This is a genomic window from Micromonospora vinacea, assembly GCF_015751785.1.
Taxonomy (GTDB): Bacteria; Actinomycetota; Actinomycetes; order Mycobacteriales; family Micromonosporaceae; genus Micromonospora; species Micromonospora vinacea.
This window is the reverse complement of the sequence record NZ_JADOTY010000001.1, coordinates 3922776-3946333: the sequence shown is the minus strand read 5'-3', so window position 1 is coordinate 3946333 and position 23558 is coordinate 3922776. Positions and strand designations below refer to the sequence as shown.

Here is a 23558-nt window from a genome sequence, read left to right as displayed (position 1 = left end):
ATTGACACGTCAACCGGTAGGTCCTCGTCCGTGGGCCGCCGCCGGATTGCACCGAGGAGGAGACGATGGCAGCTGCAGACTTCGAGCTGGGGCTCAACTCGTTCGGGGAGGTGGCCACCGACGGCGACCGCGTCCTCAGCGACGCCGAGACCGTACGGCTGCTGGTGGACGAGGCACGGCTCGCCGAGTCGGCCGGAATCGACGTGTTCAGCGTCGGTGAGCACTACCGCGAGGGTCACAACGACTCGGCGACACCCGTGTTGCTGGCAGCGGTCGCGACGGCGACCGAGCGGATTCGCCTCGGCACCTCGGTCACAGTGCTCAGCACCAACGACCCGGTACGGCTCTACCACGAGTTCTCCACCCTCGACGCCGTCTCCGACGGCCGCGCCCAGATCGTCCTCGGGCGCGCGTCGGCGACCGAGTCGTTTCCGCTGTTCGGTTACGACCTGGCCGACTACGAGCGGTTGTTCGAGGAGAAGCTGGACCTCTTCCTGCGGCTGCAGCAGGACGAACCGGTCACCTGGTCCGGCACGGTACGAAGCCCGCTGACCGCGCAGCGCCTGCACCCACGGATGCGGCCCGGCGGCATCCCGACCTGGATCGGTGTCGGGGGAAGCCCGAACTCGGTGATCCGGGCCGCCCGGCACGGACGTCCGCTCATGCTCGCGATCATCGGCGGGCGTCCCCAGCGCTTCGCCGGCCACGTCGACCTCTACACCAGGGCGCTCGAACAATTCGGGCATACCCTGCAGCCAATCGGGCAGCACTCACTCGGCCTTGTCGCAGACACCGACGAGGAGGCGGTGGAGACGTGGTGGCGATACTGGCAGCCGGTCGTGGCGGCTCTGGCCGCCGAACGCGGCTTCTACAAACCGGACCGCGCGCGCTACGAGGCCGAAATCGACCACGGGGCGCTCTTCGTCGGTTCACCCGAGACGGTGGCGCAGAAGATCGCCACTGTCGCTCGCGACCTGCGGCTGAGCCGCTTCGACCTGAAGTACGACATCATGCACCTGCCCCGCGAGGCACGCGCGCGCACCATCCAACTGCTGGGCAGTGAGGTCGCGCCGCGGGTCCGGGAGCTGCTGGCTAAGGAGCCCAACCATGTCTGATCTGCTGTTCGGCCTGGACACGTTCGGCGACGTACCGGAGGACGACGCCGGCAAGCTCGTCTCCCACGCGGCGGCGATCCGGCAGGTCGTCGACGAAGCCGTGCTCGCCGACCAACTCGGGGTCGACGTCATCGCGCTGGGCGAGCACCACCGGCCGGAGTACTCGGTCTCCACGCCGGAGACGGTGCTGGCCGGAATCGCCACCCGCACCTCGCGGATCCGGTTGGCCTCCGGCGTGACAGTGCTGAGCTCGGACGACCCGGTGCGGGTCTTCCAGCGCTTCGCCACAGTGGACGCTCTGTCGAACGGCCGAGCCGAGGTCATCCTCGGTCGCGGCTCGTTCACCGAGTCGTTCCCGCTCTTCGGCTACGACCTGCGCGACTACGACACGCTGTTCGAGGAGAAGATCGAACTGTTCGTGAAGTTGCTGGACGAGAAGCCGGTCACCTGGAGCGGCACCCTGCGGGCCCCGCTGGAGAACGCCGACGTGTTCCCGAAGACCGAGTCGGGTCACCTGGACACCTGGGTCGGTGTGGGTGGCTCCCCGCAGTCGGTCGTCCGCACCGCCCAGTACGGGCTGCCACTCATGCTCGCCATCATCGGCGGCGCCCCCGAGCGCTTCGCGCCGTACATCGACCTCTACCGCCGGGCCGCCGACCAGCTCGGTACGACCGCGCACCCGGTCGGCATGCACTCGCCGGGCTTCATCGCCGACACCGACGAGCAGGCCAAGGAGATCTACTGGCCGCACTACCGGATCATGCGAGATCGGATCGGCAAACTGCGGGGCTGGCCACCGATCCGCCGTCAGGAGTTCGACTCGGAGGTGGAGAACGGCTCCCTCTACATCGGTTCACCGGAGACGGTGGCCCGCCGGATGGCCGGCGCGATCCGCAGCCTCGGCGTCGGCCGGTTCGACCTCATCTACTCGGCCGGAGCGCAACCGGCCAGCGCCCGCATGCGGGCCGTGGAACTCTACGGCTCGAAGGTGATCCCCATGGTCCGCGACCTGCTGGCCTGATCAGCACTTCCCAGCGAGAGGACGACATGAACGACAACGACCGGAGCCGGCCTGCGACCCTCGGCATCCTCGGTGCCGGCAAGGTGGGCACGGTGCTCGCCCGGCTCGCCGTCGCCGCCGGCTACCGGGTGCGGGTGGCCGGCTCCGGCGACCCGGCGAAGATCGCCCTCACCGTCGAGGTCCTCGCCCCGGGGGCCGAGGCCACCACGGCGGTCGACGCGGCGACGGACGCCGACATCGTCATCCTCGCCCTCCCCCTCGGCAAGTACCGCAGCGTTCCCGTCGAGGCGTTGCGCGGCAAGCTCGTGGTCGATGCCATGAACTACTGGTGGGAGATCGACGGCATCCGCGACGACCTCACCAACCCGCGTACCTCGTCGAGCGAGACCGTCCAGGCGTTCCTGTCCGGCTCACGCGTCGTGAAGGCGTTCAACCACATGGGCTACCACGACCTGGAGGACGAGGCCCGGCCGGCGGGGGCGACCGGCCGCAAGGCCATCGCTATCGCTGGCGACGACAGCGCCGACCTCGCCGAGGTCGCGGCCCTGGTGGACGCGCTCGGCTTCGATCCGGTCGTCGCCGGCCGCCTGGCCGAGGGGGTACGACTCGAACCGGGCAGCGAGTTGTTCGGCGCCAACGTGAGCGCCGACGAGGTACGCGCCATGCTCGACCGCTTCGGAGAGTCGGAGCGGGGGCGCACCATCACCGCCGCCCGAGCCTCGACCTCACCCGAGGCCGCCTAGACGCCGAAGGCCGCCCGCGGCTCGAGGTGCTGGCCCACTGCGTACTTCTGGTCGAAGTCGGTCGGGCCGAGCGCCTCGACCGCGGCGGCGCGCATCCGGGCGAGGTCCGCCGCGTCGTCCGGGTCCGGCACCTGGCCGAGCGCCGCGAACGCGGCATCCGCGACGCCGATCATCCGCGCCGCGCGCGAGTGGTCTCCCTCGGCGGACGCGAGCGCGGCGCCGGCCACGCAGACGTACGGGACGAAGTCGGCCCACCCGTTGTCGAACACCCGCTCGCGGTTCTCGGCGAACAGCGTCCGCGCCACGTCGAGGTTGCCCAGCCCCAGCTCGCAGAACGCGAGGTTGTGATATTCGGAGTTGACCGTCTTGGGTTGGCCGAGGGCCTCGTTGAGCGCGATGCTCTCCCGGTAGAGGTCCCGGGCGCGGCGCAGGTCGCCGGACATTCGCGCCACGCCGGCGAGCACGTGCCTCGGTCGTTCCTCCAGGGCCCGGTCGCCGGAGCGCAGCGCCACCGCGAGAGCCTCCCGGGCCCGGGCCTCTCCGCCCGGCAGGTCGCCGCCGCGAATCGCGACCCGGGCGAGGCTGTACCGCGCCTCGACCTCGCCCGCCGGGTCGCCGGCCGCCTGGGCCCGCGCGATCTCGGCCTCGCTCATCCGCACCACGGCCTCGGTCTCGCCTCGGCGAAATGCCGAGCGCACGTTCTCACTGAAGGTCATCGCCCTCTCCCCCATCGCTGGCACCGCCCGGTCGAAAATCGTCCCTCACCGCGCGTGGAACATGGTCCAGGTCTCCACGAGCGCGAAGCCCATCGACTCGTAGAGCGGCCTACCCATCGCGCTGCTCTGCAGGTACGCGGCGTCCGCGCCGGCCGCGATGCCGTCCCGCAGAACCGTCTCGGTGATCAGCCGGCCCAGGCCACGGCCTCGGGCGGACGGGAGGACGGCGATGTTGAACACGCCGACCATGCCAGAGTTTCGCATCCCGAGCCCGGTGCCGACGGGCCGGCCGGACTCCTCGGCGAGGTAGCCGGTGATGGAGTCGGCGTCGAGCACCGCACCGCCCATCAGCGACCCGAAGAGGCCGTCGGGGGCCTCGAAGCTCCGCGTGAGGATCTCGGTGTAGAGGTCGCTCTCGGCGGCGCCGACCTGGCGCACCGACGGGTGCTGCGTCGAGCCGCCACTCAACACGATGTCCTCCGTGGCGCAGGCCAGAAAGGGCAGTTCACTACGTGCGAGCAGCCCGTGCCGGGCAGCGAGGTCAGCGACCTCGTCACCCGCCTCGCCCCGAACCATGATCGACCAGTGCGCGGCCTGCCTGCCGACCTCGGTCGCCATCTCGTCGAGCGACCCGGGATCCGGCTCGGTCGTCGTGTCGTAGGCCGCGTTGAGCGACGCGACGGCGGCCTGGGTCACCGCCGCGCGCGCGGTAGCCCGCTCGGCGTACCAGCCCTTCGGGTTCGTCCTGCACAGGGTCTCAATGGCGTCGGAGTATGCCGCTGCCATCCGATCGGCGGTGATGTTCATGGCGGGACTCCCTAGACCGGTCGTTCTGCTTCGGTCGACAACCTAGCCACCGATCACGCTGACCAGCAAATCACGGGCACGAGGACCGCCACCTGCGGTCCGGCTTCGGACCGGTCAGGAATCGAGAAGCCCGACAGCGTCGAGCGGCCTAGCCTTTCCCCAGGTGAACGGCAGCACGCCGACCTGGACGACGAGAGGGAGCCCGAGAATGTCCGCGAAGACCACGACGGTGTCCGACGGTTTCAGCCCCGAGGAGCGGGCCGCGATGAAGGAGCGCGCCGACGAGCTGCGCGCCGAAGGCAAGAAGGGCGCCAAGAAGGCGGACGGGCTGCAGGCGGTCCTCGACCGGATCGCGCAGATGGAGCCGGAGGACCGCGCGCTCGCCGAGCGGGTGCACGTGACGGTGACCGCCGCCGCCCCGGATTTGACGCCGAAGACCTGGTACGGGATGCCCGCCTACGCGAACGAGGACGGCAAGATCGTGGTCTTCTTCCAGGACTCCGGCAAGTTCAACTACCGGTACTCGACGGTGGGCTTCCAGGACCCGGCCAACCTCGACGACGGAGACCTCTGGCCGGTGGCGTACGCGTTGCAGCTGTGGAGCCCGGCCGTGGCGAAGAAGATCACCGAGTTGGTGCAGAAGGCGGTCTCCTGACCGACGCCCGCCCCCTCGTCGGCTGGCCCTCGGTGCGATGATCGAGGGCCGGTGAGCCGACGGAGACGGGTGGTGCGGACGATGCGGTACGGGCCGCCAGCGGTACGAGGAGTCCCCCGGTGACCGGCCGGGCCGGTGAGGTGTTCGACGCCGGTCGGACGGTGTCCGACATCGAGTCGCTGCTCGCCGCGGACCTGCCCACGGGCGGCGTACCGGTCGGCGAGGGGGACCCGGCCACCGGTGAGTGGACCGGCACCCGGGGCGAGGGCTTCCGGATCGCCCCGCTCTGGGAGAGCGAGGCCCTGACGGGTGTGTACGGCGCCGAATGGAACCAGGCCGAGGAGGCCGCCGAAGCGAACCTGGCCCTCGTTGTACGGGAGTTGGACCGGAGGTGGGGTACGCATCGCACGGTCTCCATGCGGGTGCCGCTGTTTCGGCATCAGGCTGGTGAACCCATGCCGGCGCTGTTCCAGTCGCTCTGCGGCCTTGACTGCTACGGCGATCTGACCGTCTGGGGGCCGACGGTGACCAAGGGCCGGTGGGTAGCGGTCTCGGTCAACCAGTGTGACGGTGACGCCCCCATGATCATGACGGCGGTCGTCAGTCAACTACCGATCATCGAACTGTCGGACTGACCTGTTGCCGGCGGCTCCTATGGTTCGGGCATGTCGATCACAGACCAGGCGCTGGCCGTCGAGGCGGCGGAAGTTGGAGCGGCAGTCGTCCGCTCCCGGTACGGCTCAGCCCTGACGCGCGTCATGAAGACCGCCGGCGACTTCGCGACCGCCGCCGACGTCGAGGCCGAGCGGGCCATCCTCGACGTCCTGCGCGCGGCGCGTCCGGACGACGCCGTGGTGGCCGAGGAGAGCGGGCGCACGGGTGCCGGCGACAACGGGCGAACGTGGCTGGTCGATCCGCTGTGCGGCACGTTGAACTTCGCCGCGCGGACCATGCTGGCCTCGGTCAACGTCGCCCTGCGCGTCGGGGCGGACGTCACAGTGGCGGCCTCGGTGGACCCGTTCGCCGACGAGGTGTTCTGGACCGACGGCACCGCCGCGTACGTCCGTGGCACGGGGACTGACGAGCGTCTGGTCCCGTCGGCCGAGTCGACGCTCGTGGACCTGAATCTCGATCCGCCCTTTCCCAACCGGGACGTCTTCCTGGCCGCCCGCATGCTCACCGACGAGGGCTTCCTCGAACAGTTCCGCCCCCGGGTGGTCTCCACCAGCCTGGCCGTGGCCTGGGTCGCCGCCGGCCGCCGCGCCGCCTATGTGACGGACCGCCACGACCTGCGGAACAGCGTTCACTTCGCGGCCGGAATCGCACTCTGCGAGGCGGCCGGCTGCGTGGTCACCGGGCTCGACGGTCACCCACTGCGCACCGGTGGGGACGGTCTCGTCGTGGCCGCGGACGAGCGGACGCACGCCGCCCTGCTGACGCTCATCCGGAAACAAGGCTCGTGATCGACCCCGTCTTGACATGAAGTGCGGTTGAGGTTCTAGCGTCCCTAGATGATCACGTCCGGGCCGCCGCGCCCAGACGTCCGTCAGCTGAGCACCACCGTCGAAGGGATTCCGATGTTCCTGTCCCGCCTTCTCCGCCCGCGCACCGTCGCGAGCGCGCACTGCGACCTCCCCTGCGGCGTCTACGACCCGGCGCAGGCCCGCATCGAGGCCGAGTCGATCAAGGCGATCTCCGAGAAGTACCAGGCCAGCGACGACCCGGAGTTTCGCACCCGCGCGCTGCTCATCAAGGAGCAGCGCGCCGAGCTGGTCAAGCACCACCTCTGGGTGCTGTGGACCGACTACTTCAAGCAGCCGCACTTCGAGAAGTACCCCCAGCTGCACGGCCTCTTCAACGAGGCGACGAAGCTGGCGGGTGCCGGCGGCGCGAAGGGCGCCGCGGACCCGGCGGTCGCCGAGCAGCTCCTCGGAAAGATCGAGGAGATCTCGAAGATCTTCTGGGAGACCAAGCAAGGCTGATCAGCCGGTGACCGGGTGGCACCAGCCACCCGGTTCGGCGTACCGCGTTCGGGAGGAACCGCATGGCGTCGCGCACCGACCTCATCGAAGACTTGATGAGCCGTTTCCCACACGTGCCGCGGGAGGCGGTCCTCAAGGAGGACCTGCTGCGGGGCGGGCTCGCCTTCGACGACGCGGCACTGACCGACAACGAGCACGGCGACGTCAAGCCGAAGTCGTACTTCATCTTCTCCTTCGATCACCGGACGCTGCCCGAGTTGGGGACTGCGGCGCTGCGCCGGCCGCCGGAGGAGATCGTGCTCACCGGAGGTCCGTACGAGCTGCGTCGTACGGTCGTCTCGGTCCGCACCAATCCCAGCTCGCCGTACCGCGTCGGCACCGACACCGACGGTCGACTGCGGCTGTTCCTGGACGGACGGCCGATCGCCGATGTCGGGCTGCCTCCCATGCCGGCGTACTACCGCCACACGCTGGCCAACGGCAAGTCGGTGATGGAGGTCGCCCCGACCATCCAGTGGGGCTATCTGATCTACCTCACCGCGTTTCGGGTCTGCCAGTACTTCGGCGCCAAGGAGGAGTGCCAGTACTGCGACATCAACCACAACTGGCGGCAGCACAAGCAGGCCGGCCGGCCCTACACCGGGGTCAAGCCGGTCGACGAGGTCCTCGAGGCCTTGGAGATCATCAACCGGCACGACGTCGATCGCGCGTCGCAGGCGTACACGCTGACCGGTGGCAGCATCACCTCGCAGGTCAACGGGCTGGCCGAGGCCGACTTCTACGGCCAGTACGCGCAGGCGATCGAGGAGCGGTTTCCGGGACGGTGGATCGGCAAGGTCGTGGCCCAGGCGCTGCCCCGAGCCGATGTGCAGCGGTTCCACGACTACGGGATCCGCATCTATCACCCCAACTACGAGGTGTGGGACAAGCGGTTGTTCGAGTTGTACTGCCCGGGCAAGGAGCGGTACGTCGGTCGGGAGGAGTGGCACCGGCGCATCCTCGACTCCGCCGAGGTGTTCGGCCCGCGCAACGTGATCCCGAACTTCGTGGCGGGCGTGGAGATGGCGGCCCCGCACGGCTTCACGAGCGTCGACGAGGCGATCGACTCCACCACCGAAGGGCTCGACTACTTCATGTCCCGGGGGATCACGCCCCGGTTCACCACCTGGTGCCCGGAGCCCACCACACCGCTGGGCCGGACGAACCCGCAGGGCGCGCCGCTCGAATACCACGTCCGCCTGTTGGAGGCCTACCGGGCGACCATGGACGCCCACGGCCTGTCCAGCCCGCCCGGGTACGGCCCCGCCGGGCCCGGGCGAGCGGTCTTCTCGGTCAGCTCCTTCATGGACACCCTGCCGTCAACGGATTCGTGACGGACACGATCGGCTGGCCAGCCCATGTCGATCCGCCGAGAAGCGGTATGCCTCAGAGGCATGTTCATACCTCTGAGGCATACCGCTCAGCGACACTCGTTCAACTGGCGTACGTCTCGAACTCACCGACCCGTGGCGTACCGCCGGAGCTGTTGATCTTGAAGTTGAGCTTGCTCGTCGCGGTCGGCGAGAAGGTGATCGAACCGGCCCCGCTGCCGGCGGCCAGGACGGCCCCGTTGTCGTTGTTGATGAGCTGCCAGGACCCGATGGAGCCCTGGGTGCCCGACGGTTCCCGGATCACCACCCGGGACACCTGGGTCGCGGAGCCCCACTTGATCGAGATCGTGCCGGTCGCTCCGGCCGGCGACCAGTAGGTGCTCAGGTTTCCGTCGCGCACGTTGCCGTAGCTGGTCCCGCTGGCCTTGCTGGAGCCGTCGGCGCCGGCGCCGAGGCTGAGGTTGGTCCCGCCGGTGGGCGGCGGCGTCGTGGGCGGAGGCGTGGTGGGTGGCGGGGTGGGCGGCGGTGAGGTGGTGGGCGGCGGGGTCTGCGGCGAGCAACTGCCGTTGGACACCCTCAGGCCCGTGTTGGCACCGACCGTCTGACGGACGATGTCCGGCACACAGCTCGCCCCGTCGAGGCTGTACGAGTACGGGATGCCGACAGTGGTGTTGGAGGTCGGATTGGGGCCGGCGGGGTAGTTCTCGCTGCCGGCGCTGGACCAGGTCACGTTGTCGAAGACGTTGCCGGCGACCTGCCAGTAGCCGCGCTCGTTGGTGTAGAAGGTCCCCAGGACGTCCTTGGAGTTCCGGAAGTAGTTGTTCTCCACCTTGGCCCTGGCTCCCGCCCGGGAGTTGATCCCGGACTCGTGCAGGCTCACGTAGTGGTTGTTGTAGATGTGGGCGACCCCGCCGCGCAGCAGCGGCGTGCGGGAGTCGATGTTCTCGTAGAGGTTGTGGTGGTACGTGATGAAGCCGTTCGACAGGTCGCTCTCGCTGGACCCGACGAGGCCGCCGCGACCGGAGTTACGCAGGATGCTGTAGGACAGCGTCACGTACTGCGTGTTGTCCTTCATGTCGAAGAGGCCGTCGTACCCCTCGGACTCCCCGCCCGAGGCCTCCAGGGTGACGTGATCGACCCAGACGTTGCGGACCGTGCTCTCCATGCCAATGGCGTCCCCACCGTTGGAGGTGGGTGAGCCCGACTTCTTGACGTTCCGCACTGTCACGTTCTGGATGATGATGTTGCTGGAGTCGCGGATGTGGATGCCGAGCTGGTCGAAGACGGCACTACCGACCCCGATGATGGTGACGTTGCTGATCTGCTTGAGCTCGATCACGCCCGCGGCGGTGTTGCAGCTCGACCCCGACACCTTGCTGGTGTTGCCGTGGTTGATGGTTCCGCTGACCTCGATGGTGATCGGGGTGCTGCTGCTGGTCCGACCACACAGCGCCGCGTGGATCGCCGTGCCCGTGGTGGCCCGTACCGTCTGCCCGCCCGCGCCGCCGGTGGTCCCGCCGTTCTGGGTGGCGTAGCCGGTGGCGCTGCCGACCGCCGCCGCTGAGGCCTGCGGGGCCGGTAGGGCCACCCCGACCCCGATCACCACGGCCGCCGCAGCTCCCGCGGCCAACACCGCCTGACGTCGCAGCACGACTGGTCGTCTCATGTCGCCTCACCTTCGTATTCGTCTCGTTCCAGGATTCGACTCGACGCACATCGCGACCACACCTGCCGACGAACATCATTCAGGAATTGGCGACAGTCAATCGCGGTGATGTCATCGAGGTGTCTCACGCCCTGGTAGAAGCAGGGATGTGCCGCGCAAGCAAGGTGCGCCCGGTGACATCGCTCGCCCGACAGTCAAATGAAACATCGATGCAACGCAATCGTAGGAAAGCGGTTTCCCTGAAGGCAATAGCTGGCGCTTGCAGGTTTGTTGCAGCGCTCGGTATTGACACCGCCGGGCCCGCCGTCGATGCTCTGCTAAATCAGTTTAGCGACCAGCTCGCGCCGACCCGTCCCACTCCCCGTCCCGAGCGGAATCGCTGGCTGAGGGCACCACCACCGAGAAAGGACCCGCATGAGACTGCGAAAAGGACTGATCCCGCTCGCCGCCACCCTCGTCCTGGCCGGAGCCTCCGGCACGGCGTACGGCAGCGCGAGCGGCAGCCGGGGCACCACTGACGGAATCCGCAGCATCACCCCCATCACCACCGTCTACACGTATGGCCAGAAGGTCTCGGCCGTGGCGATCGAGTACGCGGCCACCGTCAACCCGCGCACCCTCGACACCGCCACGTTCTCGGTGACCGACACCATCTACAACTTCCGCTTCAACCCCATCGAGGACCTGCCGAAGCTCGCCGACCGGACCGTCACCCACACCTACACCAACGGGACACCGGGCACCCGTGCCGACCACCGATCGGCGCCAGGCCGGTACGTCATCGTCGAACTCGACCCCGCCGACACCGGCGGCTCGACGGTCATCGTCTCCAAGTGCCCGACCTTCCTCTGCACTGTGAAGGTCAATCCCGAACTGCCGACCCGGGTCGTGCAACGCAGGGACGTGCACGCCCAGCCCGGTCGCGGGGCCGGCAAGGGACCGGTGCTCGCCCGGGCCACACCGCGCGAATCTCGACCGGTCACCGAGAAGCCGGTCAACCAACTGGTCGACGAGTTCACCTACGGCTCGTTCCTGAGTGGCGGGATGGTGTTGCCGTACCACTACCACCTGCCGAAGAACTACCAGCCGGGCCGCAAATACCCACTGATGGTCGTCCTGCCCGGTCACGGAATGGGCTGGGACGGTGACAACCTCGGCGTCCAACTCGCCGCCGACATCCCGGCGACCGCGTGGCTCCAACCGCAGTGGACCGGCACCGCCGAGGACGTCATCGTCCTGGCGCCCCAGCACCAGCGGGTCGGTGGGGTGGCCGAGGCGGACCTGCTGGTCAAGCTGCTCGATCAGTTCGTCGGTCAGTTCGCGGTGGACACCCGTCGGGTGTACGCGACCACCGTGTCGTACGGCTCCCAACTGCTCTGGGAGGCGTTCGCCAAGCGTCCGGACCTGTTCGCCGGCGGGCTGGTGACCGGCGGTTTCCCGGTCAACGCCACCCAGGCGACCGCCATCGCGGCGGCAGAGGTGCCGGTGTGGATCACGCACGGCGAGCACGACCACCTGCTCAACGTCTCGGGCGCGCGCAACTCCACTGCGGTGCTGCGGCAGGCGTACGCCGCCCGGGGCAAGACGCCGGAGCAGACCGCCGACCTGGTGCGCTACACCGAGTACGCCGACGCCGCCTTCTCGGTGCCGGACTACCACGCGGCGTTCGGACCGACCTACGAGGACGCCAGCATCCTGCGCTGGCTGCTCGACCAGTCCAAGCCCTGAGGCTGCGGCCGGGCGACGCCTCGCCGCGATCCGGCAGCGCGATTCCCTCGCGCCGACGGGTTACCGGCGGGCGTCGCCCGCGTCGGGCTCGCCGGGCGCGGACGCGCCGCCGACGAGCACTGACTCCTGACCCTCCTGCCGGCCCTCCTGCCTCGCGCGGGCGAGCAGCCCGGCCAACCGACGCCGTCGCTGCCGGGCCACCGCCCGTAGACCCAGGAGCAGGCCGGCGAGCAGACCCAGCAGCGCGAGCTGCGCCCACGGCACGACCCAGGTGGTGACGGTGGCGGAGGCCGGTCGGAGGTCGGCCCCGGCCTGGCCGTCGCCGAGCAGCGTCGGCGACGTGCTGACGGTCGTACGGAGGCGCCCCAGGGCCCAGACGCCGTCGGCCCGGGTCTCCACCGTCCGAGCGCCGCCGGGCAGCAACTCCTCGACGGCGCTGGTGGCGTCGTGGCTGGTCCGGCCGAGCAGGTCGGACATCTCCACCCGACTCGTTCCGCTGACCCAGACGTTGCCGTCGTTCCCGACGGTGTAGCGGACCCGCACCGTGCCACCGGCGAAGGGATTCCACGACGGGGAGTACGACGCGTCGAGACCCCGGACGGCCAGGGCCGCCTGCGCGGAGCCGTTCACCCGCAGCATGACCCGGAATCCGACGCGGCTCTCGACGTTGACAGTGCCTCCGGTGCTGGTGACCGTCGCGGCGATGCCAGCCGGGTGGTCGCCCGGTGAGGCCTCCTTGGGCACCGTGATCGTGAACGGCACCACCCGCGTCTCGTTCGGGCCGACGGTGACCTTCTCCTGCACGTCGATCCAGGTGCCGCCGTCGACCGAGGGTCGGTCGGAGGACAGCATGTTGAAGCGGCCCTTGTCGGTGAGGTAGCCGTCGGCGGCCTTCAGCGAGAAGGCGACGGCGGTGCGGCTGAGGTTTCGTACCGCCAGGTGCTCGGTCACGGTCTGCCCCGGGTCGAGGCTGGCGTTGATCCACCGGCGTTGGTCCGGCCCACTCGCGGTGGCCGGCTGGACCGTCCAGGTCAGGGCCTTCGGGTCTGGTTCCGCCGCCGCCGCGGTCGGCGCGGCCGCAACCGCGAGGAACGCGACGGCGAGGACGACGAGCGCCCGGCGCAGCGGGGTGACGGTCATGAGGCGGCCCTTCGGCACGGGGCTGGGCGGGGGCCCGATACGGGCCCCCGCCCAGACCACTACTCGAACAGTGAGAGCGTGAGCGTGGAGCTGTACTCGCCGGCGGCGACCTCAGCGGGGGTCCGCAGGTACAGGTCGGCGTTGACCGAGTACGAGTCGCTGACGACGGCCTTGGAGTCGAAGGCCGAGACCAACAGTTCCTGGTCGACGAGGCCGACGTTGTTGCCCGGCTGGGTCGGCTCGTCCAGGCTGGTCACCACCTCCTCGCCCTCGGTGACCAGACCGGTCTCGCCGCCGTCCAGCAGGCGCGGCTTCCAGCCGAAGTGGTCGGCGGTGATCGGCGCCTGGCCGGCGGTGCCCGCGAAGTCGGTCGCGCTGCCGAGCACCGCCCAGTTGGCGCCGTCGGGCACCTCGTCGGCGACGCGGGTGTCGGTGACCGTCACCGTCGGCAGCGTGCCGACGAACTGGCGAACCAGCACTGTCGAGCCGTCCTCGGACAGCGCGACGGCGTCACCGGCGATCGACAGGGCGAGCACGCCCGGTTCCCTGATCTCGTCGATGTCGACAGTGACCCGCACGCTGGCGTCGTCACCGGGCTCGGCCAGTGCGGGCGACGGCAGCACCGCCGCCCCGGCCAGCACGGCGCCGACGGCACCGGCCGCGAGCAGCTGCCGCCGTTTGTATGTGTTCATGTGATCTCCGTTCTCCGCCATCAGGGGTTATCCGCCGCAGGTGCCGGCGGGATGTTGCACGGTGCGGACGGTCGTCACGTCCTGTCCGCCGATCGCCCCGGTCACCCGGACCGTCGCCGAACCCGCCGGCACCGACCCGGCACGGGTGTTGAACGACTGGTAGGCGTTCGCGCCCGGCGTGACGGCCTCGAACGACCGCTCGCCGTACGGCGTCTCCAGCGTGATGCCCACCGGCGCGTCGTGGTCGTTGCGCGCCTGCACCGCCACGTACGCCTTGCCGCCCACGCACCGCGTCGACGCGCTGAGCGTGACGGGCAGGTCGGGGCTGGCCGCCGCGAAGGTCCAGTTGTCGATCTCGAAGAGGTCGGTGCCGGCCGGGCCGGTGTAGGTGAAGTAGACGTCGTGCACGCCGCTGATGCCGTCAAGCTCGGCGGTCACCTCGGCCCACTGTCCGACCGGGGTGTCCACTGCGACAGTGCCCACGACCGGCCCGTTGACGTCGTCCAGCCGGACCTGGACCTGCCCGCCGACGGCGAGCGCACGCACCCGCGCCGTCAGGCTCTGCGCGCCGCTGGCCCCGAAGTTCACCGAGGACAAGGCCGTCCAGTCCCCGTTGTCGATGTCGCGGACCACGAGGTTGGGCGCCGCGCCGCCGAACTGGGCGGAGCTGCCCTCGACCTTCGCGGTCGCGACACCCTTGCTCCAACCGAAGGTCTCCGCCTCGAAGACCCGGTACGGGTCGAAGTCCCGGACCTGGTCCACGCCCGCATAGGTGCCGACGACCTGCTGGATCGTGCCGTCCGCGTTGAAGGTCAGCTCCTGGATGTGCGGGCTGCGGTACCCCTGGGTGGTGTTGCCGTTGATGCGCTTGTTCAGGGTCGGGGCGTGGTAGGTGAAGTAGTACTTCCCCCCGAACTCGAACACCGACTGGTGGTTGTTACCGCCGGTGCCGGCCCCGAAGAACTGCGACTGGTTCGGGAAGAGCACACCGGCGTAGGTCTCCTTCGGCCACGACATCGGGCCGTCGGAGATCATGTAGCCGATCTGGCCACCCCCGGGGTAACCCGGAAGCGGCTGCTGGTTGCCACCGAAGTCGTTCCCGCCGAAGTGCGAGGAGTACGAGAAGTAGTACCTGCCCTGGCGCTTGAAGACGTGACCCGCCTCGAAGGCGACCGGGGCGTCGACCACCGCGGCCGTTCCCTCGGTCGAGATCATGTCGTCGCCGAGTTCGATCGACCGGATGTTCTTCGGGTTGTTGAAGCGCTCGGCCGGCGGCATGCTCGTCGACGCGGGACCACCACCGAAGTAGAGGTACGGCTGGCCGTCGTCGTCGACGAACGGGGCCGGGTCGAACTTCCATGCGACGGCCTCGGCACCGGGGGTACGGCCGTCGATCAGCGTGCTGGTGCGCTCACTGGTCCACGGACCGAGCGGCGACGCACCCGTGATCACGTTGCTGGAGCCGCCGCCGTTGGCGTAGTAGAGGAAGAACTTCTCCACCCCGTTCACCACCTTCTTGGTGATGCCCGGAGCCCACGAGTTGGCGGTGAACGGGGCCACCCCGTTCGGGCCGGCGACCTGAATCTCACCGTGGTCCGTCCAGTTCACGAGGTCCTCCGAGGAGATCACCGTGATCTGGTTGATGTCGCCGTAGTTGATCCCCGGCGAGACGCCGGTGGTCGGGTTCGGGGCGTAGCCCTGGGTGTCGTTGGTCATGTACATGTACACCCGGCCGTCGTGCACGAGGCCGAAGCCGTCAGCGCCGAACTTGTGCCCGATCAACGGGTTGTGCTCCCCGGGCAGCTTGCCGACGACCTCGATGGTCTTCGACGCGGGCGCGGGCGGCGCCGCGCCGACCACCGACACGTCGTCGAGCTTGAAGTCCATCAGATGCAGAGCCGGGTCGGTGGACGGCGTGCTCGTCCAGGGGGTCTCGAAGAAGAGGCGCGCCGTCGACACGCTCTGCGTCGTCGGGATCGTGAACGTTCCGCTGAACTGCGCCCACTGACCCTTCGTGGCGGTGACGCTGACGAGGTTGGTGTAGGTGCCACCGCCGTGGTGCATGGTGGCGAAGAACTGCTTCGTGGCCGGCCCGCTCTCGTTCTCGTACTTGATGCGGGCCGTGAGGGTGTAGGCCTGGCCAGCCTGCACCTTGCCGCTGAGGTCCTGCATCGGGCCGGACCCGGTGGTCGTCCGGCTGGTGACGAGCGCGGCGTTCGCGCCGGCGTAGGCGTCCGACGTGGCCGACAACTGGGCGCCGTCGGAGGCGTTTCCGTTGTTGACGAACCAGTTGGCCAGGCCGTCCTCGAACCCGCCGTTGACGACGAGGTTCGTGTCGGCGGCCTGGACCGGCGCCGCCGGGGCGACGAACCCGGTGGCCAGCATCAGGCCGACTGTCGCGAGCGCTGCGACCCGTCCTCGGGTCGCCCGTCGCATTCGTTGTTCCACGAGACATCCTCCTTCATCTCTGACGTGCGGTCATCGGTGTACGGGGGATCGGTGGTGTGCTTCCGTGGCTGGTCCGGACATCAGCTGTCGACTGCCACCACCGGTTGGCCGGTGGTGGCGGCGCCGGTCAACCGGTGGAGCTGGTCGGTGAGCCGAGGGCTCGTGGTGGGGTTATCCGCCGCAGGTGCTGGCGGGGTGCTGCGCGGAGTGGACGCTGGTCACGGCCCGGCCGGCGACCGTGCCGGTGACCCGGACCGTCGCCGAGCCGGCCACCACCGACGCCGCACGGGTGGTGAACGACTGGTAGACGTTCGCTCCCGGCGCGACGGCCGCGAACGACCGGTTCCCGTACGGGGTCTCGACGGTGATGTCGACCGGCTCGTCCGAGTCGTTGCGCGCCTGCACCGCCAGGTACGCCCTGCCGCTCAGGCAGCGCACCTGGGCGGTGGCCGTCACGGGCAACGCCGCCAGCACTCCGAGTCGGGCCAGTTGGTAGCTGAGCGCCCGCTCCGGTGCGTCGATCTGGTTCTGGGTGCCGAACTGGCCGGCCCGTGCCGACGTCGCCGCGGCCAGCGCGGACTGCGTGGCGGCCCAGGCGTCGGCCGGGTAGTGGCGCGGGTCGAGGGTCTGCGCGTGGGCGATCGCCGCGTCGAGGGCTGTGGTGTCCAGCGGCCGGGCCTGCGCGGTCAGCACGTCGCTGAGCAGGTAGTTGTCGAAGTCGACGTGACCACCGGTCTCCTGGGTCGCGTAGGTGAACAGGCCCACCCGGTGCCCCATGAAGTGCGCGAGGCTGCCGTCGAGCGCCTGCGGGCCAACCCGGTTGCCGAGCCGGGTCCACTGGATCCCGTCCAGGCTGTAGTAGAACGTCGTCCACAGCTGGCCGACCGGCGAGGAGAAGTCGAGGTCCGCCTTCACGTGCACCTCGGTCGCGGTGCCCAGCGACACCGTCGTGCCGGCGATGAAGTTCTCCAGTGTCGACTGGTCGAGGTCGACAGCGAACGGCTGCGAGCGGTTCACGACACCGAGGGTGTTGACGTCACCGACGCGCTTGACCGCCACGTACGAGAACCCGCGGTTGTAGGCTGCCAGACCCGCGACGTCGCCGTTCTTCATCCCGGAGATGTCCATCCGGGTCTGGACCGACTGCCGTGGCCCGAACGTCCGCTGCGAGAGCGTGTTGCGTGCCTCCTCGAACCAGGCCAGCTCGGCCCGGTTGGACAGCTTCGTGTAGACGTACTGGCCGGTGACCACAGTGCCGGCCGTCAACCGCAGCCAGCCGTCGCGGTCGGTGAGTGACCAGTACCGGTTGTCCGGGGCGTGGTTCCACTCCCAGGCCAGGTCCAGCCGTGAGCCGTTCGGGGCGATCTCCGCCGGGTCGAGCGGCGCGGGGACGGTCCACTGCTCGTCCTGGTACGCCCTGTGCGGCGCGTCGTTGGCGAAGTCGTCCGAGGCGACGATGCTCTTCTGCCGCTCGAACAGTTCCTCGGCCGGGCTGAGCCGGATCGGCTTGTCGAACAGGCCGTTGACCGGCACGACCCCGTTGGTGCCGAAGGTCGGCCACCCGTTCTGCCAGGTGGCGGGGATGAGCGCCGGGATCCGGCCGATCGGGAACGTGTCCCGGAAGAACATGCCGTGCCAGTCGGTCCCGCCACCCGCGCGGCTGATCGGCACCAGACTGCCCTGCGCGAAGCCGTTGGAGTTGAGCACTCCGCGCGCCTCGTAGGTGTTGACCCCACCGGCGGAGGTGTAGCGCCCGAGCAGGTCCTTGGACCGGAACATGACCACCTGACGCCCCTGCCCGGACGGCCAGGTGATGATGACGGCGTAGTACCAGCCGTCGATGTGGTAGACCTGCGCGCCCTCGAACAGGCCGCCGATGAACGGCTGCCCGGCGTAGTTGTTGGCGGTGAAGATGTTCGGGTAGTCCTGCGCGATGCCCGTCAGGTCGCCGTTGAGGCGTACGGCGCTGGTGCCGCCGGAGCCGTAGAAGATGTACGGCGTGCCGTCGACGTCGAAGAAGAGCGACGGGTCGTGCAGGCCGCGCCCGAGAGCGGTGCGCTGCCACGGGCCGTTCTCGATGTCGTCGGTGCGGTAGAGGTACGCCCCGCTGAGGTTGTTGGTGTTGAAGACGGCGTAGAAGGTGCCATCGTGGTAGCGCAGCGACGATGCCCACTGGCCCTGGCCGTAGGAGTTCTGGCCGTTGCGCAGCGAGAAGGAGTCGCCGATGCTCGCCCGGTCGAAGACGTAGTTGACGATCTCCCAGTTGACGAGGTCGTAGGACTTCATGATCGGTGCGCCCGGGCTCAGGTGCATCGTCGTGCTGATCATGTAGTAGAGGTCCCGGCCCTCGTCGTTCTCGGCGGCCGGCACCCGCTCGACGCTGATGTCCGGCACGTCGGCGTTGAGCAGCGGCACCGAGTAGGTGCCGGCGCCGGTGTCGGTCGAGGTGTACGAGGAGCGGGGCGACCATCCGTCGGCGCCGTGCGCGGCGGCGGGGGTGGCCACCAGGCTCGCACCGACGAGGAGGGCGGCCGATGCGAGCGCACACAGTGGACGGAGCCGGCCCGGGCACACGGTGGACGCCAGCCGGGTCAGTGTGTTCGCGGCGTGCCGAGCGACGACGTCCAGGCTGTTCACAGCGGATGCGCGGGAGAAGTTCAGGACACGCGAGCGGATCGACACGACCAAGGCGAGCTCCAAACGCGAGAGCGGCGTGAAGGCCATGGTGTTATCGCTAACAACGCCTGTCAAGACTATCGATGAAACGAGCCCGAACTATCCCCGCAACATGGCTTACCCACCACAGTGGACAGTCACATTGCGGCTCGAGCCCCGGTGATCATGAAGTTGTTGCGCCGACACGCTGTCATCGATGGCGATAACGTCATGATCACCGGGGCTGCCGGCGGGCCCGGGCGCCTCAGTCGTCGAGGCAGGCGCGGACTGCGGCGGTCAGACGGTTGGCGCGCTCGTCGCCCATTCCGCGCATCTGGTTGACGACGTAGCCGAAGCCCACCTGATGCTCGGCGTCGGCGAAGGCCAGATTTCCGCCCGCGCCGTCGTGGCCGAAGCTGCGCTCACCCAGCAGGGGCCGGGCCGGTGGCGAGTGCAGCAGGAAGCCGGTGCCCCAGCGCTGCCCGGTGTCCGGCGGGCCGTGCCGCTGCTGACCACGCGAACGGACCACTACCGCGTCGTCCACGGACGCCGCCGTGAGCAGTGGTCCACCCTGGAGGTCCGACACACAGGCCGCGTAGAGGCGCGCGAGGCCCTCGGCGGTGCTCACCGCGCCCGCGCCCGGAACACCGGCGGCCCGGATGGCGTCGTCGTTGAAGCTCACCAGGCCGTCGGCGTCGGCGGGGAACGCGAAAGCGCCCCCCATGGTGATGCCCCGTTCGGCGACCGGGTCCACGAACGGGTCGGGGTCCGGGGGTGGTGCCAGGTCCCAGGCGACGGTGTCGCTCTCGGCGGCCGGGAGCCCCAGCCAGGTGTGCAGGCCGAGCGGGCCCGCGACGGTGTCGGCGAAGAACGCGCCGGGTAGTTGACCGGTGATGCGGTGGATCACCTCTCCGACCAGCCAGCCGTAGGTCATCGAGTGGTAGCCGTGCGCGGTGCCCGGCTCCCACAACGGTGCCTGCGCCTCGATCGCCTTGATGACCGGATCCCACGCCAGGACCTCGTCGAGCGTCAGGGACCGGTCCACAGCGGGCAGACCGGCCTGGTGCGTGAGCAGCCAGCGCACCGGGATGTGCGCCTTGCCGTGCTGACCGAACTCCGGCCAGTAACGCGTCACCGGGGCGTCCAGGTCCAGCCGGCCCTGTTGGGCCAGCAGGTAGGCGCAGATCGCCAGGACCCCCTTGGTGCAGGAGAAGACGACTGCCGGCGTGTGCGCGTCCCAGGGTCGACCGGTACGGGTGTCGGCCACCCCGCCGTACAGGTCGACGACCTTGCGGCCGCGCACGTAGACGGTGACCGCGGCGCCGACCTCCCCGCGGGAGGTGAAGTTGTCGCGGAAGACGTCGGCGACGCGCCCGTAGCGATCGTCGACATCGCCGTGGATCTGCGGCTGTGTGGCCACTGCCTACCCCTTCACTGACCCCTGGATCAGGGCCTTGATGAACTGTCGCTGGAAGATCAGGAACACGATGAGGGTCGGGGTGAGGATCAGCAGCGACCCGGCGCACAGCAGCACCAGGTCGGTGCCCCACTGGCCCTGGAACGCGCCGAGCGCCCCGGCCATTGTGCGTTTGGTGGCGTCGTCGACGAGGACGATGGCGAGCAGGAACTGGTTCCAGGTCCAGAGGAACATCAGGATCGTCAGCGAGGCGATCGCCGGCCGGGCGAGCGGCACCTGGACCCGCCAGAACAACTGCCACGTGCTGCTGCCGTCCACCCGGGCCGCCTCGGACAACTCGACCGGCACGTTGGTGAAGTGTGCCCGCATCCAGAACACCGCGAACGGCATGTACAGGCCGACCAGCGGCAGGATGATGGCCCAGCGCGTGTTGAGCAGACCGAGATCCTGCATCTGGTAGTAGAGCGGCGTGACCACTGCCTCGAACGGCAGGGTCAGACCCAGCAGGAAGAGGCCGAAGACCAGTCGGCCGCCGGGCACCCGCAACTGACCGAGCCCGAAGCCGGCCATGGTCGCGATGAGCACCGACACCGGCACGACACCGGCCACGATGAGCAGGCTGGAGCGGAGCAGGGCGCCCATGTTCGCGGCGGTGAAGGCATCCGCGAAGTTGCCCCACTGCGGGTCGGACGGCCACTCGAGCCCGCTGGGCACCGTGCCCCGGGGCTGCAACGCCGCCGACAGCATGCTCACGAACGGCAGCAGGGTGACGACGATCAGGGCGATCAGGAAGACGCGGCCGGTCAGCTGTTCGCGTCGGCTCAGGTTCACGGCTTCTCCCCTCGGCTCAGGCGCTGGATCGGCAGCACGCAGGCCAGCACCAGCAGCATGAGGACGACGGCCAGCGCCGAGGCGAGGCCCACCTGCCGCTGCGAGAAGGCCAGCCGGTAGATCTCCAGGCCCGGCACTGTGGTCTGCAGGCCGGGGCCGCCGCTGGTCGAGATGTAGACGATGTCGAAGCTGGCCAGCGCCGCGATGATCGTCACGGTGAGGCAGACGCCGATCTCCTGGCGCAGGCTGGGCAGGGTCACGGCGAGGAACTCACGGACCGGCCCGGCACCGTCCAGGCGGGCGGCCTCGTACAACGCCGGATCGATCTTGCTCATGCCGGTGACCAGCAGGATCGTGCAGAGGCCGAGCAGGACCCAGGCGCCGATGACGCCGACGGCGGGCAGCGCCGTGTCGAAGTCACCGAGCCAGGCGCGGGCCACGCCGCCCAGCCCGACCGCGCGCAGCGCCTGGTTGACCAGGCCGTTCGACGAGAGCAGCCAGCTCCACGCGATGCCCGCCGCCACCAGGGGGATGACCTGCGGCAGGAACAGGATGGTCCGCACGACGGTGCCGAACGCGCCGGTGGTGATCCGGCGAACCATGCTCGCCACCAACAGTCCGAGCGCGACCGGGATGAAGCTGAAGAAGACGATCAGGACGATCGCGTTGCCGATGATTTTCAGCAGGTCGCTGTCGGTGAAGACGGTGAGGTAGTTGTCCAGGCCCACCCAGCGGGCCACCCCGATCCCGTTCCAGTCGTAGAGCGAGTACTGGAGCGTCAGGACGAGCGGGCGCAGGACGAACACCGCGTACATCACCAGGGCGGGCAGGACGTACAACCACCCGGTCCCGGCCGCGCGGGCCCACCGGAATCGGTGGGCCCGCGTGGGGGTGGGACGGGCGCGACTGTCGTCCCGCCCGGTTGGTGCGCTGCCGAGGGCAGACGTCATCGGGACAGTTCCTTCTGGTACTCGGCCTGGACCGCCTTCACGTACCCCTCGGGCGTCTGCTGGCCGGCGATCAGCTTCTGCATCTCCGGCGTGATCGCGGCGGCGAAGATGCCGCCGGTCGCGTTGGCGGTGAAGTCCACAGCGCCGTTCTCCGCGCCGAGCTGCTGCGACGCCTTCAGGGTCTCGGCCAGCACCGTGTTCGGGGCGGCGCTCGGCACCGGCAGGTCACTCGGGCCGCCGGGGCTGGAACCACCGACCGTCACCGAGATCTCGCGGGCCTTGGCGTTGGTGTGGACCCAGTTCAGGAAGTACGCGGCGGCGTCCGGGTTCTTGGCCTTGGCGGAGACGCCGAAGGTGTTGGGGGCGGACATCGCCACGTGCTTTCCACCGGGAGACTCGGTGGGGAAGAGGAAGAAGCCCACGTTGCCGGGCATCGACTTGTCGAGGTTGGCCGACTCCCAGTCACCGTTGAACATGAACAGGCCGTTGCCCTTCTGGAACTCCCCCACCATGCCCGCGTAGTCCAGGGCGTTGGCGTCCTTGGTGAAGTAGCCGGCCTGCGCCCACTTCTGGATGGTCTGGGTGGCCTTCAGTGCGGCCGGGGTGTCGAACGTGGCCCCCGGCTTCTGGAAGATCCAGTCGGCGACCTGGGTCGGGTCACCGAACTGGTTCTGCAGCGCCTGGTGCGGGAAGTTGATACCCGCGGTGTTCTTGTTGAACTGCATGATCGGCTGGACCCCGCCGGCCTTCGCCTTCGCCAACAGCTCCTCGAACTCGGCGACAGTGGCCGGCGGCTGGGTCATGCCGATCTGGCTGGCCAGCTTCTTGTTGTAGAAGACGCCGGTGACGCTGTAGCCGAGCCCCATCCCGTACAGCGAGCCGGTGCCCCGGGTGTTCTCGCCAACCCGCAGCTGCATGAGCTGGGAGGCGGGGAACTTGTCCCAGCCGTACGCGGTGAAGTAGGGGTCGAGGTTCTTGAGCAGGTCGTCCTTGACCAGGTCGACCATGGTCGGGAGCCGGATGATGTCGGGCGAGTTGTCCGAGGCCATCACCCGGGGCGCGTTCTCCACGATCACCGTGAACTGGTCCTCGCGGATGTTGAACGTGACGTTCGAGTGCTGCTTGGAGAACTCGTCGGCCAACGCCTTGGCCAGCGGGAAGCCGGTCTCGGCGTACATCTCCAGGGTGATCGGGTCGGTCCCCAGCTCCGTCTTGACGGCGGCATCGGACTTCTGGGTCGACGACCGGTCCTCGCCCGGCGCGCTGCAGGCCGTCGCGGTCATCCCGACCGCCAGCAGCGACGCGAGGAGCACCGTTCTCCGTCGCGGAAACTTTGTCAGCATATCTGCCATTTCATGACTCCTCGACATCTCCACGCGTCCCGCGGCCACGGCCGCGCGACGGCTCCACCGGGACCACCGCGACCGGGTGGTGGCCACGACACGTACGCCGTGACCTGTCGCCCGGGCGCAGCACCCGTACCGTCAGCAGAAAAGAACCCGGCACGGCCACCGAAGGCGCCTCTGGATGCACCAGAAGTGGTCGCTAAACTGATTTAGCAGAGCATGCGCGTGGCACGGGAAGCTGTCAAGGACAACTTGGCAACGGTGCGGAAACGTCTG

At 69.2% G+C, this 23558-nt stretch carries 20 protein-coding genes; 9 read left to right on the top strand and 11 right to left on the bottom strand.

Annotation, left to right across the window (positions count from 1 at the left end; all coding sequences use genetic code 11):
* Positions 1-65 precede the first annotated feature (65 nt).
* Genes IW249_RS18755 through IW249_RS18745 form a run of 3 tightly spaced genes read left to right on the top strand, consistent with a single transcriptional unit; the run spans position 66 to position 2879 of the window.
* Positions 66-1115: an LLM class flavin-dependent oxidoreductase gene (locus IW249_RS18755; RefSeq protein ID WP_196921941.1), complete on the top strand. Its 1050-nt coding sequence runs from the start codon at positions 66-68 to the stop codon at positions 1113-1115.
* The gene (locus IW249_RS18750; RefSeq protein ID WP_196921940.1) at positions 1108-2136 is read left to right on the top strand and encodes an LLM class flavin-dependent oxidoreductase; all 1029 of its coding nucleotides are present in this window, start codon (positions 1108-1110) and stop codon (positions 2134-2136) included. Before IW249_RS18755 ends, IW249_RS18750 begins: the two co-directional genes overlap by 8 nt.
* 26 nt (positions 2137-2162) lie before the next feature.
* Entirely contained in the window at positions 2163-2879 is a 717-nt protein-coding gene (locus tag IW249_RS18745) for an NADPH-dependent F420 reductase (RefSeq protein ID WP_196921939.1), read from the top strand.
* Here the strand turns inward: IW249_RS18745 and IW249_RS18740 are convergent.
* Together IW249_RS18740 and IW249_RS18735 are read right to left on the bottom strand one after the other, a co-directional pair.
* On the bottom strand, positions 2876-3595 hold the full coding sequence (locus IW249_RS18740) for a tetratricopeptide repeat protein (protein ID WP_196921938.1): 720 nt from the start codon (positions 3593-3595) through the stop codon (positions 2876-2878). The two genes, IW249_RS18745 and IW249_RS18740, sit on opposite strands and share 4 nt — an antisense overlap.
* Positions 3596-3640: 45 nt before the next feature.
* Entirely contained in the window at positions 3641-4402 is a 762-nt protein-coding gene (locus IW249_RS18735) for a GNAT family N-acetyltransferase (protein WP_196921937.1), read from the bottom strand.
* Between the two features lie 208 nt (positions 4403-4610).
* On the opposite strand from IW249_RS18735, the gene IW249_RS18730 reads away from it, so the two are divergent.
* From IW249_RS18730 to IW249_RS18710, 5 genes are all read left to right on the top strand, one after another.
* Complete coding sequence (locus IW249_RS18730; protein WP_196921936.1) at positions 4611-5057, top strand: iron chaperone; 447 nt, start codon at positions 4611-4613, stop codon at positions 5055-5057.
* Positions 5058-5176: 119 nt separating this feature from the next.
* Positions 5177-5692, top strand: coding sequence for a hypothetical protein (locus IW249_RS18725; protein ID WP_196921935.1), 516 nt, complete (start codon positions 5177-5179; stop codon positions 5690-5692).
* Between the two features lie 30 nt (positions 5693-5722).
* The gene (locus tag IW249_RS18720) at positions 5723-6520 is read left to right on the top strand and encodes an inositol monophosphatase family protein (RefSeq protein WP_196921934.1); all 798 of its coding nucleotides are present in this window, start codon (positions 5723-5725) and stop codon (positions 6518-6520) included.
* Between the two features lie 114 nt (positions 6521-6634).
* Positions 6635-7039, top strand: coding sequence for a superoxide dismutase, Ni (gene sodN / locus IW249_RS18715; RefSeq protein WP_091401080.1), 405 nt, complete (start codon positions 6635-6637; stop codon positions 7037-7039).
* A 95-nt stretch (positions 7040-7134) separates the two neighbouring features.
* Positions 7135-8412, top strand: coding sequence for a radical SAM protein (locus IW249_RS18710; RefSeq protein WP_231392571.1), 1278 nt, complete (start codon positions 7135-7137; stop codon positions 8410-8412).
* A gap of 100 nt (positions 8413-8512) precedes the next feature.
* Here IW249_RS18710 and IW249_RS18705 read toward each other — a convergent pair whose 3' ends face one another.
* Complete coding sequence (locus IW249_RS18705) at positions 8513-10075, bottom strand: pectate lyase family protein (RefSeq protein WP_196921932.1); 1563 nt, start codon at positions 10073-10075, stop codon at positions 8513-8515.
* Between the two features lie 414 nt (positions 10076-10489).
* Between IW249_RS18705 and IW249_RS18700 the strand changes: the two genes are divergently transcribed.
* Complete coding sequence (locus IW249_RS18700; protein ID WP_196921931.1) at positions 10490-11803, top strand: hypothetical protein; 1314 nt, start codon at positions 10490-10492, stop codon at positions 11801-11803.
* Between the two features lie 60 nt (positions 11804-11863).
* Here IW249_RS18700 and IW249_RS18695 read toward each other — a convergent pair whose 3' ends face one another.
* From IW249_RS18695 to IW249_RS18660, 8 genes are all read right to left on the bottom strand, one after another.
* Complete coding sequence (locus IW249_RS18695; protein ID WP_196921930.1) at positions 11864-12943, bottom strand: WxL protein peptidoglycan domain-containing protein; 1080 nt, start codon at positions 12941-12943, stop codon at positions 11864-11866.
* A 59-nt stretch (positions 12944-13002) separates the two neighbouring features.
* Entirely contained in the window at positions 13003-13635 is a 633-nt protein-coding gene (locus tag IW249_RS18690) for a hypothetical protein (protein WP_196921929.1), read from the bottom strand.
* 27 nt (positions 13636-13662) lie between these two features.
* Positions 13663-16083, bottom strand: coding sequence for a family 43 glycosylhydrolase (locus IW249_RS18685; protein WP_196921928.1), 2421 nt, complete (start codon positions 16081-16083; stop codon positions 13663-13665).
* Positions 16084-16254: 171 nt separating this feature from the next.
* Positions 16255-18720: a glycoside hydrolase family 43 protein gene (locus IW249_RS18680; RefSeq protein WP_307788631.1), complete on the bottom strand. Its 2466-nt coding sequence runs from the start codon at positions 18718-18720 to the stop codon at positions 16255-16257.
* Positions 18721-19003: 283 nt separating this feature from the next.
* Positions 19004-20158 (bottom strand): serine hydrolase domain-containing protein, encoded by a 1155-nt coding sequence (locus IW249_RS18675; protein ID WP_196921927.1) that lies wholly within the window; start codon positions 20156-20158, stop codon positions 19004-19006.
* Between the two features lie 3 nt (positions 20159-20161).
* Positions 20162-20986 (bottom strand): carbohydrate ABC transporter permease, encoded by an 825-nt coding sequence (locus IW249_RS18670; RefSeq protein WP_196921926.1) that lies wholly within the window; start codon positions 20984-20986, stop codon positions 20162-20164.
* Positions 20983-21936 carry a carbohydrate ABC transporter permease gene (locus IW249_RS18665; RefSeq protein ID WP_196921925.1) on the bottom strand — a complete coding sequence of 318 codons (954 nt, stop codon included), beginning with the start codon at positions 21934-21936 and terminating at the stop codon, positions 20983-20985. Before IW249_RS18665 ends, IW249_RS18670 begins: the two co-directional genes overlap by 4 nt.
* Positions 21933-23288 carry an ABC transporter substrate-binding protein gene (locus IW249_RS18660; protein WP_196921924.1) on the bottom strand — a complete coding sequence of 452 codons (1356 nt, stop codon included), beginning with the start codon at positions 23286-23288 and terminating at the stop codon, positions 21933-21935. The genes IW249_RS18665 and IW249_RS18660 overlap by 4 nt, the downstream gene beginning before the upstream one ends.
* Between the last annotated feature and the right edge of the window lie 270 nt (positions 23289-23558).

What these genes read in the sequence shown, in the direction of transcription:
- IW249_RS18755 (WP_196921941.1), top strand. Translation starts at nt 66, where the DNA reads ATGGCAGCTGCAGACTTCGAGCTGGGGCTCAACTCGTTCGGGGAGGTG.
- IW249_RS18750 (WP_196921940.1), top strand. Translation starts at nt 1,108, where the DNA reads ATGTCTGATCTGCTGTTCGGCCTGGACACGTTCGGCGACGTACCGGAG.
- IW249_RS18745 (WP_196921939.1), top strand. Translation starts at nt 2,163, where the DNA reads ATGAACGACAACGACCGGAGCCGGCCTGCGACCCTCGGCATCCTCGGT.
- IW249_RS18740 (WP_196921938.1), bottom strand. Translation starts at nt 3,595, where the DNA reads ATGACCTTCAGTGAGAACGTGCGCTCGGCATTTCGCCGAGGCGAGACC.
- IW249_RS18735 (WP_196921937.1), bottom strand. Translation starts at nt 4,402, where the DNA reads ATGAACATCACCGCCGATCGGATGGCAGCGGCATACTCCGACGCCATT.
- IW249_RS18730 (WP_196921936.1), top strand. Translation starts at nt 4,611, where the DNA reads ATGTCCGCGAAGACCACGACGGTGTCCGACGGTTTCAGCCCCGAGGAG.
- IW249_RS18720 (WP_196921934.1), top strand. Translation starts at nt 5,723, where the DNA reads ATGTCGATCACAGACCAGGCGCTGGCCGTCGAGGCGGCGGAAGTTGGA.
- sodN (WP_091401080.1), top strand. Translation starts at nt 6,635, where the DNA reads ATGTTCCTGTCCCGCCTTCTCCGCCCGCGCACCGTCGCGAGCGCGCAC.
- IW249_RS18710 (WP_231392571.1), top strand. Translation starts at nt 7,135, where the DNA reads ATGAGCCGTTTCCCACACGTGCCGCGGGAGGCGGTCCTCAAGGAGGAC.
- IW249_RS18705 (WP_196921932.1), bottom strand. Translation starts at nt 10,075, where the DNA reads ATGAGACGACCAGTCGTGCTGCGACGTCAGGCGGTGTTGGCCGCGGGA.
- IW249_RS18700 (WP_196921931.1), top strand. Translation starts at nt 10,490, where the DNA reads ATGAGACTGCGAAAAGGACTGATCCCGCTCGCCGCCACCCTCGTCCTG.
- IW249_RS18695 (WP_196921930.1), bottom strand. Translation starts at nt 12,943, where the DNA reads ATGACCGTCACCCCGCTGCGCCGGGCGCTCGTCGTCCTCGCCGTCGCG.
- IW249_RS18690 (WP_196921929.1), bottom strand. Translation starts at nt 13,635, where the DNA reads ATGAACACATACAAACGGCGGCAGCTGCTCGCGGCCGGTGCCGTCGGC.
- IW249_RS18665 (WP_196921925.1), bottom strand. Translation starts at nt 21,936, where the DNA reads ATGACGTCTGCCCTCGGCAGCGCACCAACCGGGCGGGACGACAGTCGC.
- IW249_RS18660 (WP_196921924.1), bottom strand. Translation starts at nt 23,288, where the DNA reads ATGGCAGATATGCTGACAAAGTTTCCGCGACGGAGAACGGTGCTCCTC.